The organism is Streptomyces sp. NPDC006174 (assembly GCF_040614075.1).
Classification (GTDB): domain Bacteria; phylum Actinomycetota; class Actinomycetes; order Streptomycetales; family Streptomycetaceae; genus Streptomyces.
Window position 1 is genome coordinate 21,863 of sequence record NZ_JBEXTJ010000012.1, and the last position, 13,448, is coordinate 35,310.

The following is a 13,448-nucleotide window of genomic DNA, read 5'->3' on the forward strand; positions in this document are numbered from 1 at the left end:
TTAGAACAAGCGAGAGTTTCTGTGCGTGTTCGCGTAGCATCGCTTACATGTCGGATTCCGGAGCGGGCGCGTTGACCCCGGAGCGGACATGGTGAACCTGGAGCGCCTACGTCGATACCTGGAGGGCTCATGTTGAATCTGGAGCGGCTGCGCACCCTGGACGCCCTCGCTCGGCACGGTTCGGTGAGCGGGGCCGCCGGAGGTCTGCACGTCACCACGTCGGCGGTCTCGCAGCAGATGGCCAAGCTGGAGCGTGAGGTCGGCCAGCAGCTGCTCGCCAGGAGCGGCCGCGGTGTCCGCCTCACCGACGCGGGCCGGCTGCTCGCGGACCACGCCGCGCGGATCCTGTCGCAGGTGGAGCTGGCCCAGTCCGACATCGAGGCCCAGCGCGGCGAGGTGGTCGGTGAGGTGACGCTCTCCGCGTTCCCCACCGCGGCACGCGGACTGCTGCCCGCCACGCTCACCGCCTTGCGCGCGGAGCATCCCGAACTGAAGGTTCATACGCGCGAGTTGGAGCCGGAGCAAGGGCTCCAGGCCGTGCTGCGAGGCGATGTCGACGTGGCGGTGGCGCTCGACTGGAGCAACAAGCGGCTACCTGTCCCCGGTGGCCTGTCCAAGGCCGAACTCCTCGACGACGCACCGGACATCGCCATGCCGGCCGGACATCCGCTGGCCGGCCGGTCCGAGGTGGAGCTGGAGGACTTCGCGCAGGACGAGTGGGTCTCCTGGCCGGAAGGCGAATTCTGTTACGAGTGGCTCATGTTCACCCTGCGCTCCCGTGGCATCGAGCCGCGCATCTCCCATCTGGCCGGTGAGCACCATACGCAACTCGCCTTGATCGCCGCCGGGTTCGGCATCTGTGTGGCGCCTCGGCTGGGCCGCGGTCCCGTGCCCGACGGGGTCACTCTGGTGCCGGTGCGGCAGACCATGCGCCGCCACATCCACGCCGTCTGGCGCACCGACGCCGACCGCCGCCCCTCGGTCCGGGCCGCGGTGGAAGCGTTGCGGACGGCGGGTGCGCGGGTGGCGGCCGGAGCTTGCGAGGCGGTGACTACCGCCCGAGCGCCGCGAGTTTGCGGAAGTCCCACGAGGTGACGGCGTCCGGTGTGAGCCGCAGCCAGGCGTGCCGGCCGTCGTGCGGCATCTCCGCGATCCCGAAGTACTTCGCGGGGAACAGCCGTTCCGGTACGTCGAGTTCGGGACACGGCTCGCCCGTGCGCGGCGCCTCTCCGACGAACTCCGCCGTACCGGACAGCTCCACGCCGCGCAGCTCCTCGTACGCCTCTCCGTCGTCGACCACCACCGCGATCCTCGGGTCCTTGCGCAGCTGGGACCAGCGCAGGCTGCGGGTGATGGAGTACAGCCAGAGCGAGGTGCCGTCCCAGACGAACCAGAGCGCGCCGATGTGCGGAGGGCCGTCGGCGGCGAGCGTGGCGACCCGGCAGGTGCGCTGCTCGCCGAGGTAGGCGTCCCGCTCCTCCGCGGTCATCATGATCCGGCGGCCGCGTCGCTGGGTGTCGGTCATGCGGGCTCCTCCTCTTGCCGTGTGACGTACGGCCTCAGCCATCTGCCGTACCGCCCTTGTCATCTGACGTACTGTCAGAAATCATGGAGGCTCCTTCCCGCCGACGCAACGGGAACAGGCAGGAGGAGCCGCCGTGGTCTCCAGGCAAGCGCAGGAACGGCTCACCGCGCTGCTCGACCCCGCCACCACCGTACTCCTGACCGTCGAATGCCAGCAGGGCGTCGTAGGTCCGGACAGCGCGCTGCCCGAACTCGCCGCGGCCGCACGGTCCTCCGGCGCGCTCGACAACATCGCCCGGCTGGTCGCCGCCGCTCACGAAGGCGGGGTCCAGGTCATGCACGCCGTCGCCGAGAGCCGCCCCGACGGACGCGGCGCCAGCAGCAACGCCCGGCTCTTCCGCGCCGCCGCCCGGCTCCCGGTCCAGCAGCACACCGGCACCACCGCCGTACGGGTCGCACCGCCCGTCCAGGTGGCGGACGAGGATCTCGTCGTACGACGACTGCACGGGCTCTCGCCGCTCGCCGGGACCGATGTGGACGCGCTCCTCCGTAACCTCGGCTGCCGCGCGCTCGTCGTCACCGGCGTCTCGGCCAACGTCGCGATCCCCAATGCCGTGTTCGACGCCGTCAACCTCGGCTACACGGCCGTCGTCCCGGCCGACGCGATCGCGGGAGTGCCCGCCGAGTACACCCCCGCCATGATCCGCAACACGCTCGCCCTGGTCGCCACCATCGCCACCACCGACGACATCCTAGGCTGCTGGAAGGCGCCTCGCAGACGGAGCGGCCGGCCTACGCCAGCGTGATCGACCCGCCCTCCACCGAGATCTCCCGCGCGGGCAGCGGCTGCGTGGCGGGCCCGGCGGTGGGGCTGCCGGTCGCCGCGTCGAACGTCGAGTTGTGGCAGGGACAGGTGATGACGTTGTCCGTGACGTCCTTGACCGCGCAGCCCTGGTGGGTGCACGTGGCCGAGAACGCCTTGAACTCACCGGCGCTCGGCTGGGTCACCACGACCTTCTGCGCGGCGAAGACGACCCCGCCGCCCTCGGGGATGTCGGCGGTTTTCGCCAGGACGGCCCCGCCCGCGCCGCCGCTCCCCGGCTGCTCGACCGACTCCGAACCGCCCGGCCCGTCCGAACCTCCGCACGCGGTGAGTGCGGCAGCCGCCCCGGCCGCTCCCACCGCCAGGACGACGGTGCGGCGTTCGAGGAGGTTGTCGCGCTCCTGCGGTGCGCTCATCGTGGCATTCCCTTCATCGGTGTCCATGGCTTCGGGCATGGATACGGAGAGCGGGGCGCCGGTGTTCAGCGAAGGCATCCGGGAAACGCTCAGGTGCCGCGTCCCACGAGGCCGGTGCGCCAGGCCCAGGCGGCGATCTCGACGCGGTTCCGGGCGGTGAGCTTGGCCTGCACGTTGGTGAGATGGGTCTTGACCGTGCCCACGGTGATGAACAGGGCCGCGGCGATCTCGGCATTGGTCAGGCCCTCGGCCAGCAGCACGACGACCTCCCTCTCGCGCGGCGAGAGCCGGCCGGCGGGCTCGGGCCTGGAGGAGGCCGTACGGAGCCGTCGCAGAAGCCGCACGGTGATGGACGGGCTGACCAGTGAATCACCGGCCGCGGCCGCCCGTACCGCCTCGGCGAGCAGCCGTGGACCGGAGTCCTTGAGGATGAATCCGGCCGCGCCCGCCTCCACCGCGCGGGTCAGGTACTCCTCGTCGTCGAAGGTGGTCACCATGACGACCTGCGGCCGGTGCGCGATGTGCGGGCGGGTGAGCCGGATCAGAGCGTCCAGGCCGTCCAGGCGCGGCATCCGGATGTCCATGAGCACGACGTCCGGCCGGTGCAGGGCCGCCATCTCCACGGCGTGGACGCCGTCCTGGGCGTGGGCGACCACCTCGATGTCGTCCTCGGCGGAGAGGATCATGGCCATACCGGTGCGGACGATCTCCTGGTCGTCGGCGAGAAGGACCCGGATCACGGACGTTCCCTCTCCACGCCCGCGAACGGCGTCCGGCGCTCCACGCTCTCGAACGGGATCCGGACGCTCACCCGCCACTCTTCCCGGCCGACCGTACCCGCGCGGAAGGTGCCGCCCTCGGCGGTGACGCGTTCCTCCAGCCCGAGCAGACCGTATCCCGCTCGCGCCGGTGCTCCCGGGCCTGGCCGGTCGTTGACGATGTCGAGTTCGGCGGTACGGGAGAGGACCTTGAGCGTCACGGTCACCTGCCGGGCCTCCGGCGCGTGCTTGCGCACATTGGTCAGCGACTCCATGACGACCCGGTGCACGACCGCCATGGCCGACACGGGCAGGCCGCCGACGGGACCCTCCTCATGGAGACGGGCCGACGGTCCGTTCTCGTACGGAGCGAACGCCGCCACCAGCGCGCGCAGCTGCTCCACCCCTCCCGCCGGTACGGGCGCGGCCTCGGTGCGCAGCCCACTCACCATGTGCCGCAGCGCCCGGAGAGCCTCCGAAGCCGCTCCCTCGATCTGACCCAGCGCCGGAACGGTCAGCTCCGGCTTCGACGCCGCGACCACCTGCGCGCCCTGCGCCTGTACGACGATCCCCGTCACATGGTGGGCGACGAAGTCGTGCAGGTCCCGCGCGAAGGCCAGCCGCTGTTCGAGGCGCACCCGCTCGGTGTGCCGGCGGCGGTCGACCGCCACCAGTCGGGCCACGAGCGCACCGACCAGCGCGGCACACACGGCGAACGTGCAGAACAGCGCCACGATGAGGCTGTTCTCGCTGACCTCCACCGCCACCGGCCGCAGCACCACCGCCGCGGACAGCACCGGAGCCGCTGCGGCGGCCGGCCGCGCGGCGCCGTACCGGACCGTGAGGACCAGCACCACGATGAGCGCGCTGATCTCGAACAGCGTGTAGGCGTCGGCCCGCCCGGCCGACGACCCCGGCTGCTCCGCCGCCCGGCGCATCCACGCGCTGCACCCGAGTGAGACGGCGCCCGCGATCCCGCCGGCCACCGCCAAGGCCACCGGACCCACCCGCCGCCGGCGCACCGCCCAGGCAGGCACCATCAGGAACGGTGCCGCGGCCGAGAGCCGGACCTGAGGCGCGAGTGCCGTGCGGTGGACGCCGGTACGGAAGTCGGCGGCGAGTGCCAGCGCCAGGACGGACCCCACGAGGCCGACGCCGAGGCAGACCAGCACGCCCCGCAGCCAGGAGGGGCCTCTGCCGAAGTGCGCGATGTACATACCCGCAGCGTACGGACCCGCCGCGCCGGGCTCCTCCGCCGAAAGTCATAGGGCCCGGGGCCGGTCTCCGTCCTTCGGCAGATCCGCGCGGGCACCTCCGACGGACACGATCGCTGACGACGATCGACCGGCACGCCACAGGAGCCCGCCATGAACTTCCAGACCCAGATCCCCACTGCCGCCGTTCTCGGACCGGCGCTGGCGGTCTTCGCCGCCGTGGCTCTCGTACGCCACCGAGGCGGCGTTCCCGGCTGGCGCGGCGGCCCGCTGGCGCTCCGCGCCGCCACCGCGCTCTACGCCACGGCGGTCGCCTCCCTCACCTTCTTCCCGCTGTGGATCTACGGCGGGGACTACCGCAACCAGGCGCCGTGGATCGGACAGCTCCAGCCGATCCCGTTCCTCACGGCGGACCTCTCCATGGTTCCGAACGTGATCATGTTCGTCCCGCTCGGCTTCCTCCTGCCGCTGCTCCTCTCCGGGATCGGCCGCGGCCGCACCGTCGTGATCTGCGCACTGGTCAGCCTCGGCATCGAGGTCCTCCAACTGCTGCAGTACATCGCCTTCGGAAACGGCCGCTCCGTCGACATCAACGACCTGATCGCCAACACCCTCGGCGGCCTCCTCGGCTACGCCGTCCTGCGCGCCGCACAGCGCTCGGCCGCCACACGCACCGTGCTGGAGAAGGTGTCACCGGCGCCCAGCGCGGTCTGACCGGCCGCATACAGCGAGGGCCCGGGGAAATGTCCCCGGACCCTCGCTCATCGGTCGGTCATCCACCTACCAGCGGACCGCGTCCAGCGCGTCCACCACACCAGCCCCGTAGAAGCCGTTGTCGTTCGTGCCGCCTTCGCAGACGGCGTCGATGACTCCGTCACCGTTGTAGTCGTACGGTGCGCCGCACGCCTTGGCGTCCGCCTGGAGGCCGAGCAGGGCCTTCACGGCGGCCGGTGAGGCGTACGGGTGGCGGGACTTGATCAGGGCCGCGACGCCCGCGACGTGCGGAGAGGCCATCGACGTACCGGCCTTGTAGCCGAACCGGCCGCCCGGCAGCGTCGAGAGGATCAGCCCGCTGACGGCCGGCGGCTCCGGCGTCTGGTAGACCGTCGAGTCACCGCCCGGAGCAGCGACATCGATGACGCCCTTGCCGTAGTTGGAGTACGAGGACTTCCATCCCTTGGCGCCCGTCGCGGCGACCGTCACCACGCCCGGCAGCATGGTCGGGATGTCCGGGCAGATGCGCGGGTCGACCGTCCGGGTGACCGGCTCGGTGTCGTTCGGGCTGGACCGGTCCTCGATGGTGCGGGACAGGTCGTGGCGGGCGTTGCCCGCCGCTGCCACGTTCACCGTGCCCTTGCGCTCGGCGTACTTCACCGCGCGGGTGAGCGACTCGACCAGCGCGCCCTGGTCCGGGTCGTTCTTGCAGGCGAACTGCCACGGGTCGGTGTAGTAGCTGTTGTTCGTCACGTCGACACCGCGCTCGGCCGCCCACAGGAAGCCGCAGACGACGGCCTCCGTGTAGAAGTAGCCCTGCGGCGTGGAGACCTTGATGCCGGAGACCTTCACACCCGGCGCGACTCCCGTCACGCCGAAGCCGTTCTTCGCCGCGGCGATGGTGCCCGCCACATGCGTGCCGTGGTCGCTCTCGCCCGCCGCCGGACGCCAGGAGCCGGCGGTGGTGTCCGGAGCGCCGGTCACGCAGTTGACGGAGGCTTCACGGTCGAAGTTGGGTGCCAGGTCGGGGTGCGTGTCGTCGACGCCGGTGTCGATGACGGCGACGGTGACCCGCTGCGAGCCGAGCGACTTCTGGTGGGCCTTGTCCGCCTTGATCGCGGGCAGCGACCACTGCAACGGCTCCAGCGGATCCTCCTCCGCCGTCGCCTGCGCGGCGGCGGCCGCCGCCTGAGCCTCCGTCAGCGGTTGCGCCATGGCACCGACGTCCTTGGTGGCCTGCGGCACGATGGGGTTGGTGCGGGTGGCGCCGGCCGAGTGCACGCCTCGTACGCGGCGGATCGTTTCGCCGAAGGCCGGGTTCTGGGAGTGCGCGACGATGACGCCGATCTGCTCGTACGAGATGACGACCGTGCCGCCGGCCTGCTCGACGGCCCTCTCCACCTGCCGGACGGCCGCGTGGCCGCTGCGGGTGTTGACGACGTAACTCAGTTTCGGCCCGTCGGAGCGCGGAGTCGCGGTGGCCGGTGCGCCGGTGGGCGCCGCCGTGGCCGTGGTGGTCGGGAGGAAGCCGAGCGAGGCGATGAGCGCGAGTCCGACGGGCAGCGCGAGGGCGCGGGTCCGTCTCGATGCCAGATGAGCCATGGGTTCTCCACATCATCCGTGCCGGTCGACCGGACACCTGGCGTGTTCGGTCGCGTACATGACGAGTGAAGCTATCGCCGATCTTCCCGGCCCATCAACGCCTATGGGCAAGTGAGTTCGAGGAGTGCACCTGTGCGGCCGAAGGTGGACGCCGGGTCCGGGGTGTGGCTCGGGCGCTCTTCGCCGGTGATCACCTGGTTACTATGCTCACTCCATGCCTGCGGTCGCCGACCGACGACACCGGGCGAACGGCCACCGGCCGGGAAAAGCAAGGCGGAGAAGATGGGTGGCCCAGGAAAATGCTGAGAGAGGTCACCGCGACCCGCTATGTCACGCCCTTGCGTGAAGGCGGCTCGCTCCCGGGAATCGTCGAGGCCGACGACCTCGGTACGTACGTCATGAAGTTCACCGGCGCCGGCCAGGGCCGCAAGACGCTCGTCGCGGAGGTCATCTGCGGCGAGCTGGGCCGCCGGCTCGGGCTGCGGGTGCCGGAGCTGGTGACCATCGAGCTGGACCCGGTCATCGGCCTCGCCGAACCCGACCAGGAGGTGCAGGAGCTGCTCAAGGCGAGCGGCGGCCTGAACCTCGGCATGGACTACCTGCCGGGCTCGCTCGGCTTCGACCCGCTCGCGTACGAGGTCGGCGCGGCGGAGGCGGGCCGGGTCGTCTGGTTCGACGCGCTGATCAACAACGTCGACCGCTCCTGGCGCAACCCCAACATGCTGGTCTGGCACGGCGACCTCTGGCTCATCGACCACGGCGCCACCATGATCTGGCACCACAACTGGCCGGGCGCCGAGGCCTCGGCCGCGAAGCCGTACAACGCCTCCGACCATGTCCTGGCACCCTTCGCCCCGGACATCGCCGCCGCTGCCGCCGAGCTGGCTCCGCTGGTCACCGAGGAGCTGCTGACCGAGGTGGCCGCCGACGTGCCGGACGCCTGGCTGGCCGACGAGCCCGGGTTCGCCTCCACCGACGAGCTGCGCCGGGCCTATGTGGCGCCGCTGCTGGCGCGCGTCGCCTCCATCCATGAGCGGATCACGCTGGACGCGCCGAGTGCGAACCGGCCCTCGCAGGCCCCGGGCTGGCTCACCGAGCGCCTGCCACCTCGGCCGCAGCGGCCCGGTGAGGCCTCGGTTCCGGCAGCCGCCCGTACCGGCCGGGATGGTGGCCGATGACGCGCCGCGATGTCTTCGAGTACGCGCTCCTGCGGGTCGTCCCGCGGGTCGAGCGCGGCGAGTGCTTCAACGCCGGAGTGCTCGTCTACTGCCGGGCGCACTCGTTCGTCGCCGCCCGCACGCACCTGGACGAGGCGAAGCTGAAGGCGCTGGACCCGCACGCCGACGCGGTGGGCGTACGGGCCGCTCTCCGCGCGGTCGAAGGGGTCTGCGGCGGCGGTGAGGGCGCCGGCCAGGCCTCCGGCGACGATGCCGGGCGGCGCTTCCGCTGGCTGATCGCGCCGCGCTCCACGGTCGTCCAGCCCGGCGCCGTACACACCGGGCTCACCACCGACCCGGCCGTTGAGGTGGAGCGGCTGCTCGACCTGCTGGTGCGCTGACTCCGGTACGAGGAGGCCGCCGCCGGGTGTGACGTGCGGCCTCCCGGGCCGTACGCCGTTGACACCGGGTGCCAGGGCTTCTAGCGTCTCGTCTGCTGAAGGTACTAAGCGGTTGCTCAGTCATCGGGGTCTCTCCGCAAGGGACTGTGAGGGAGACGCTCCGACGTCCGCTGAGCCGCGATTCCAAGGGCGAGGAGAACCAAGCATGTCCACCACCGAGCAGCGCGTCGCCATCGTGACCGGAGCGGCGCGGGGCATCGGCGCCGCCACCGCCGTACGCCTGGCGGCCGAGGGCCGCGCCGTCGCCGTACTCGACCTCGACGAGGCGGCCTGCAAGGACACCGTCGAGAAGATCACCGCCGCCGGAGGCACCGCGCTCGCGGTCGGCTGCGACGTGTCGGACAGCGCCCAGGTGGAAGCCGCCGTCGCGCGGGTCGCCGCCGAGCTGGGTGCTCCGACGATCCTCGTGAACAACGCGGGCGTGCTCCGCGACAACCTGCTGTTCAAGATGAGCGAGTCCGACTGGGACATCGTGATGAACGTCCACCTCAAGGGCGCGTTCCTGATGGCGAAGGCCGTCCAGGCGCACATGGTGGAGGCCAAGTTCGGCCGGATCGTCTCGCTGTCCTCCTCCTCGGCCCTCGGCAACCGCGGCCAGGCCAACTACTCCGCCGTCAAGGCCGGTCTCCAGGGCCTCACCAAGACCCTCGCCAAGGAGCTCGGCAAGTTCGGCGTCACCGCCAACGCCGTCGCGCCGGGCTTCATCGTCACCGAGATGACCGCGCAGACCGCCGCCCGGGTCGGCATGGGCTTCGAGGAGTTCCAGGCGGCCGCCGCCACCCAGATCCCGGTCCAGCGCGTCGGCCGTCCCGAGGACGTCGCCAACGCCATCGCCTTCTTCGCCGGTGACGACGCCGGCTTCGTCTCCGGCCAGGTCATCTACGTGGCCGGCGGCCCCCTCAACTGACCCGAAGGGCAGCGAACGACATGACGGTGCAGGACAGCGGAAAAGTCGCCCTCATCACGGGCGCCAGCCGAGGCATCGGCTACGGGATCGCCGAGGCGTTCGTCGCGCGCGGAGACCGGGTGGCCATCACCGGGCGCGGCGAGGACGCACTCAAGGAGGCCGTGGAGCGGCTCGGTGCCGACCGGGTCATCGCCATCCCCGGCAAGGCCCACGACGAGGCCCACCAGGCGGCGGCGGTCGAGCGGACCATGGAGGCGTTCGGCCGGGTCGACCACCTGGTGAACAACGCGGGCACCAACCCGGTCTTCGGCCCCATGGCCGAGCTCGACCTGAACGTGGCCCGCAAGGTCTACGAGACCAACGTGATCTCGGCGCTCGGCTTCGCCCAGCAGACCTGGAAGGCCTGGCAGAGGGAGAACGGCGGCGCGATCGTCAACATCGCCTCCGTCGCCGGCGTCGCGCCTTCGCCGTTCATCGGCGCGTACGGGATGTCGAAGGCGGCCATGATCAACCTGACCGCCCAGCTGGCGCACGAGTTCGCGCCGGTCGTCCGCGTCAACGCGATCGCGCCGGCCGTGGTCAAGACCAAGTTCGCCGAGGCGCTCTACGAGGGCCGCGAGGCGGAGGCGGCCGCCGCCTATCCGCTCGGCCGGCTCGGCGTGCCGGCGGACATCGGAGGTGCCGCGGCCTTCCTGACCTCCGCGCAGTCGGACTGGATCACCGGGCAGACCCTGGTGGTCGACGGAGGAATTTTCCTCAACGCCGGCGTCGGCTGAGAGTGGCCTGAACCGGTTTGGCCCTGATTGACTCAAGTGCCCCGCTGGACCGACGGATTGTTCCGGCGGGGCGCTGCGGTATGGTCTGCCGACCCATGGCTGATCGAGGAGCGTGCACGTGTTCTACCGGGCCAGTCTGCAGGCCGCTGCAGCCCTAGCATCCCTTTCTCTGCTGGCAGGCTGCGGTCTTCTTTCCGACAGCGGGTCGGAAGAGAACCAGAAGATAACCGTCGGGACGACGAGCTCCCCGTCCACGCTGGACCCCGCTGCGGCCTGGGACGGCTCCTGGGAGCTGATGCGGAACATCTACCAGACCCTGGTGAGCTTCCCCACCGGCAGTACGAGCCCCGAACCGGACGCGGCCGACACCTGCACGTTCACCGACGCCACGAGCATGGCCTACCGGTGCACGCTCAAGAAGAACCTCAAGTTCTCCAACGGCGAGAAGCTCGACGCCCAGGCCGTGAAGCACTCCATCGACCGGGTCGTGGACATCCACTTCAAGGGCGGCCCGGCCGGCATGCTCGGCTCGCTCGACCGGATCGAGACCAAGGGTGACGACACCGTCATCTTCCACCTGAACAAGTCCGACGCCACCTTCCCGTTCATCCTGGCCACGCCCGCCATGTCCCTGGTCGCCCCCGGCGACTACCCCAAGGACAAGATCCGCGACGACGGCAAGATCACCGGCTCCGGCCCCTACCTCCTGGACTCCTACGAGGCCGGTGTCTCCGCCGAGCTGACGAAGAACCCCGACTACAAGGGCTTCGCCAACCGGAAGAACAACGCGGTCACCATCAGGTACTTCGAGAAGTCCAACGAGATGGTGGACGCGCTCAAGGCCAAGGAGATCGACGCCACCTACCGCGGTCTGACCGCCGAGGAGGTCGTCGGCCTGGAGGACAAGAAGGAAGGCAACGACGGCCTCCAGATCATCGAGACCACCGGCGCCGACATCCGCTTCCTGGTCTTCAACCCGAAGGACCCGGCCTCCGCCAAGCCCGCCGTCCGCAAGGCCATCGCGCACATCGTGGACCGCGACGCGCTGGTCGCCAAGGTCTACCGGGGCACCGCGGAGCCTCTCTACTCGATGATCCCCAAGGGCATCTCCGGGCACACCACCAGCTTCTTCGACACCTTCGGCGACCCGGATGTGAAGAAGGCGAAGAAGATCCTCACCGAGGCCGGGATCACCGAGCCGGTGAAGATGACCTTCTGGTACACCTCCGACCGGTACGGCTCCTCCACGCAGCCCGAGTTCGAGGAGCTGGAGCGGCAGCTGGAGAAGTCGGACCTCTTCGACATCACGCTGGAGAGCGCGCCCTGGAAGACCTTCCAGGAAGGCTTCACGCAGGGCGAGTACCCGGTCTTCGGCCGTGGCTGGTTCCCGGACTTCCCGGACCCGGACAACTTCATCGCCCCGTTCGTCGGCGAGGAGAGCGTCACCGGAACTCCCTACCGCAACAAGGAGATCACCCAGCAGCTGATCCCCGCCACGCGGCAGGAGAGCGACCGGGGCGCGGTCAGCAAGCAGTTCGAACGGGCCCAGCAGATCCTCGTCGAGGACGTCCGGCTGCTGCCGCTCTGGCAGGGCAAGCTGTACGTGGCCTCCGGCGAGGACATCGGCGGCGGCGAGCGCGCGCTGGACCCGCAGACCGTCATGCAGATGTGGGAGCTGTACCGCAAGGCCAGCTGGTAGCAGTCGTACGGGCCCGGGGAGTTCGCCTCTCCGGGCCCGTTGTCAGTGGCGGGCGGTAGGTTCTGGGATCAAGAACCTGTTGCTCACCGGAGGTTGTGGACGTGACCGATATCGACCTGCTGCCCGAGTCCTGGCGCGGCGTCCTCGGCGAAGAACTGCAGAAGCCGTACGTCAAGGAGCTGGCGGACTTCGTCGAGGAGGAGCGGGCCAAGGGTCCCGTCTATCCGCCGCGCGAGCAGGTCTTCGCCGCCCTGGACGCCACGCCATACGAGAAGGTCAAGGTCCTCGTCCTCGGCCAGGATCCGTACCACGGCGAGGGCCAGGGACACGGGCTCTGCTTCTCCGTGCGGCCCGGCGTGAAGACGCCACCCTCCCTGCGCAACATCTACAAGGAGATGCAGCAGGAGCTCGGTCTGCCCATCCCGGACAACGGCTATCTGATGCCGTGGGCCGAGCAGGGCGTCCTCCTGCTGAACGCGGTGCTCACCGTGCGCGCCGGCGAGGCCAACTCGCACAAGGGCAAGGGCTGGGAGAAGATCACCGACGCGGTGATCCGCGCCGTCGCCGACCGGCCCGACCCGGCCGTCTTCGTCCTCTGGGGCAACTACGCGCAGAAGAAGCTGCCTCTGATCGACGAGGAGCGCCATGTCGTGGTGAAGGGCGCCCACCCTTCGCCGCTCTCCGCGAAGAAGTTCTTCGGCTCGCAGCCCTTCACGCAGATCAACGAGGCCGTCGCCGCCCAGGGCCACCAGCCGATCGACTGGCGCATCCCGAACCTCGCCTGAGGACCGACCGGGCCGTGGAGCCCGTGCCTGAGCGGTATTGCCCGGGACCGGCGCTAGCGTCGGGAAGGACCGGGACCGCGACCGGCCGGGACGGGCCAGAGGAGACCGCAGTGGTGGAGCAGCAGGAGGCGTCCGAGGGCGCCGTCATGACTAGGATCGGCCAGGCGGTCATGCTGCTCCACGGCGGTGACCGGGAGGAGGCCCGCAACCGCTTCGGCCTCCTCTGGTCGGAGCTCGGCGCCAACGGCGACGCTCTCCACCGCTGCACCCTCGCGCACTACATGGCCGACACCCAGGACGACCCGGGCGACGAGCTGGCGTGGGACCTGCGGGCGCTGACGGCCGCCGAAGGGCTGAGCGGTGACCGGCCCGACGGCCACCGGGACTCCTTGGCGGTCCAGGCGCTCTATCCCTCGCTCCACCTCAATCTGGCGGCGGACTACCTCAAGCTCCAGCGCCCCGACGCGGCCCGCATCCACCTGCGCCAGGCCCGCGACGCGGCGGACCGGCTGAAGGACGGCGGTGGCGGCGCGCAGGGCGCGTACAGCGGTTACGACGGGGGAGTGCGGGCGGCCATCGAGCGGCTGGAGCTGCGGATGCGGGGGACGTGAG

Annotated in this window: 15 protein-coding genes; 10 read left to right on the top strand and 5 right to left on the bottom strand. The window is 70.6% G+C overall.

Annotation, left to right across the window (positions count from 1 at the left end; genetic code table 11):
• Positions 1–129 precede the first annotated feature (129 nt).
• The gene (locus ABZ267_RS25250; RefSeq protein ID WP_356756806.1) at positions 130–1,095 is read left to right on the top strand and encodes a LysR family transcriptional regulator; all 966 of its coding nucleotides are present in this window, start codon (positions 130–132) and stop codon (positions 1,093–1,095) included.
• On the opposite strand, the gene ABZ267_RS25255 is transcribed toward ABZ267_RS25250, so the two are convergent.
• Complete coding sequence (locus tag ABZ267_RS25255; protein ID WP_356756808.1) at positions 1,052–1,525, bottom strand: pyridoxamine 5'-phosphate oxidase family protein; 474 nt, start codon at positions 1,523–1,525, stop codon at positions 1,052–1,054. The genes ABZ267_RS25250 and ABZ267_RS25255 overlap by 44 nt on opposite strands.
• Positions 1,526–1,658: 133 nt before the next feature.
• Between ABZ267_RS25255 and ABZ267_RS25260 the strand changes: the two genes are divergently transcribed.
• Positions 1,659–2,330: a cysteine hydrolase gene (locus ABZ267_RS25260; protein ID WP_356756810.1), complete on the top strand. Its 672-nt coding sequence runs from the start codon at positions 1,659–1,661 to the stop codon at positions 2,328–2,330.
• Here ABZ267_RS25260 and ABZ267_RS25265 read toward each other — a convergent pair.
• The 3 genes from ABZ267_RS25265 to ABZ267_RS25275 form a co-directional block, all read right to left on the bottom strand.
• Complete coding sequence (locus tag ABZ267_RS25265; RefSeq protein ID WP_356756820.1) at positions 2,317–2,763, bottom strand: Rieske (2Fe-2S) protein; 447 nt, start codon at positions 2,761–2,763, stop codon at positions 2,317–2,319. The genes ABZ267_RS25260 and ABZ267_RS25265 overlap by 14 nt on opposite strands.
• Before the next feature lie 89 nt (positions 2,764–2,852).
• Positions 2,853–3,503 carry a response regulator transcription factor gene (locus ABZ267_RS25270; RefSeq protein WP_356756812.1) on the bottom strand — a complete coding sequence of 217 codons (651 nt, stop codon included), beginning with the start codon at positions 3,501–3,503 and terminating at the stop codon, positions 2,853–2,855.
• Positions 3,500–4,738 (bottom strand): histidine kinase, encoded by a 1,239-nt coding sequence (locus ABZ267_RS25275; RefSeq protein ID WP_356756814.1) that lies wholly within the window; start codon positions 4,736–4,738, stop codon positions 3,500–3,502. Before ABZ267_RS25275 ends, ABZ267_RS25270 begins: the two co-directional genes overlap by 4 nt.
• Positions 4,739–4,888: 150 nt before the next feature.
• Here ABZ267_RS25275 and ABZ267_RS25280 point away from each other — a divergent pair, with 150 nt between their 5' ends.
• Positions 4,889–5,449, top strand: coding sequence for a VanZ family protein (locus tag ABZ267_RS25280; protein ID WP_356756816.1), 561 nt, complete (start codon positions 4,889–4,891; stop codon positions 5,447–5,449).
• A 66-nt stretch (positions 5,450–5,515) separates the two neighbouring features.
• Here the strand turns inward: ABZ267_RS25280 and ABZ267_RS25285 are convergent, their stop codons facing one another.
• Positions 5,516–7,051: a S8 family serine peptidase gene (locus tag ABZ267_RS25285; protein ID WP_356899726.1), complete on the bottom strand. Its 1,536-nt coding sequence runs from the start codon at positions 7,049–7,051 to the stop codon at positions 5,516–5,518.
• Positions 7,052–7,350: 299 nt separating this feature from the next.
• Here ABZ267_RS25285 and ABZ267_RS25290 point away from each other — a divergent pair, with 299 nt between their 5' ends.
• From ABZ267_RS25290 to ABZ267_RS25320, 7 genes are all read left to right on the top strand, one after another.
• A complete protein-coding gene (locus ABZ267_RS25290; protein WP_356751221.1) occupies positions 7,351–8,229 on the top strand; it encodes a HipA family kinase in 879 nt (292 codons plus the stop codon).
• Positions 8,226–8,609 (top strand): DUF3037 domain-containing protein, encoded by a 384-nt coding sequence (locus ABZ267_RS25295; protein ID WP_356751219.1) that lies wholly within the window; start codon positions 8,226–8,228, stop codon positions 8,607–8,609. Before ABZ267_RS25290 ends, ABZ267_RS25295 begins: the two co-directional genes overlap by 4 nt.
• 205 nt (positions 8,610–8,814) lie before the next feature.
• On the top strand, positions 8,815–9,576 hold the full coding sequence (fabG, locus tag ABZ267_RS25300) for a 3-oxoacyl-ACP reductase FabG (RefSeq protein ID WP_015607234.1): 762 nt from the start codon (positions 8,815–8,817) through the stop codon (positions 9,574–9,576).
• Between the two features lie 20 nt (positions 9,577–9,596).
• The gene (locus tag ABZ267_RS25305) at positions 9,597–10,352 is read left to right on the top strand and encodes an SDR family oxidoreductase (protein WP_356751217.1); all 756 of its coding nucleotides are present in this window, start codon (positions 9,597–9,599) and stop codon (positions 10,350–10,352) included.
• Between the two features lie 118 nt (positions 10,353–10,470).
• Entirely contained in the window at positions 10,471–12,051 is a 1,581-nt protein-coding gene (locus ABZ267_RS25310; RefSeq protein WP_356751216.1) for an ABC transporter substrate-binding protein, read from the top strand.
• A gap of 101 nt (positions 12,052–12,152) precedes the next feature.
• A complete protein-coding gene (locus tag ABZ267_RS25315) occupies positions 12,153–12,836 on the top strand; it encodes a uracil-DNA glycosylase (RefSeq protein WP_356751214.1) in 684 nt (227 codons plus the stop codon).
• Positions 12,837–12,946: 110 nt separating this feature from the next.
• Positions 12,947–13,447, top strand: a complete 501-nt coding sequence (locus tag ABZ267_RS25320) for a hypothetical protein (RefSeq protein ID WP_356751212.1) — start codon at positions 12,947–12,949, stop codon at positions 13,445–13,447.
• The last annotated feature ends 1 nt before the right edge of the window (position 13,448 follow it).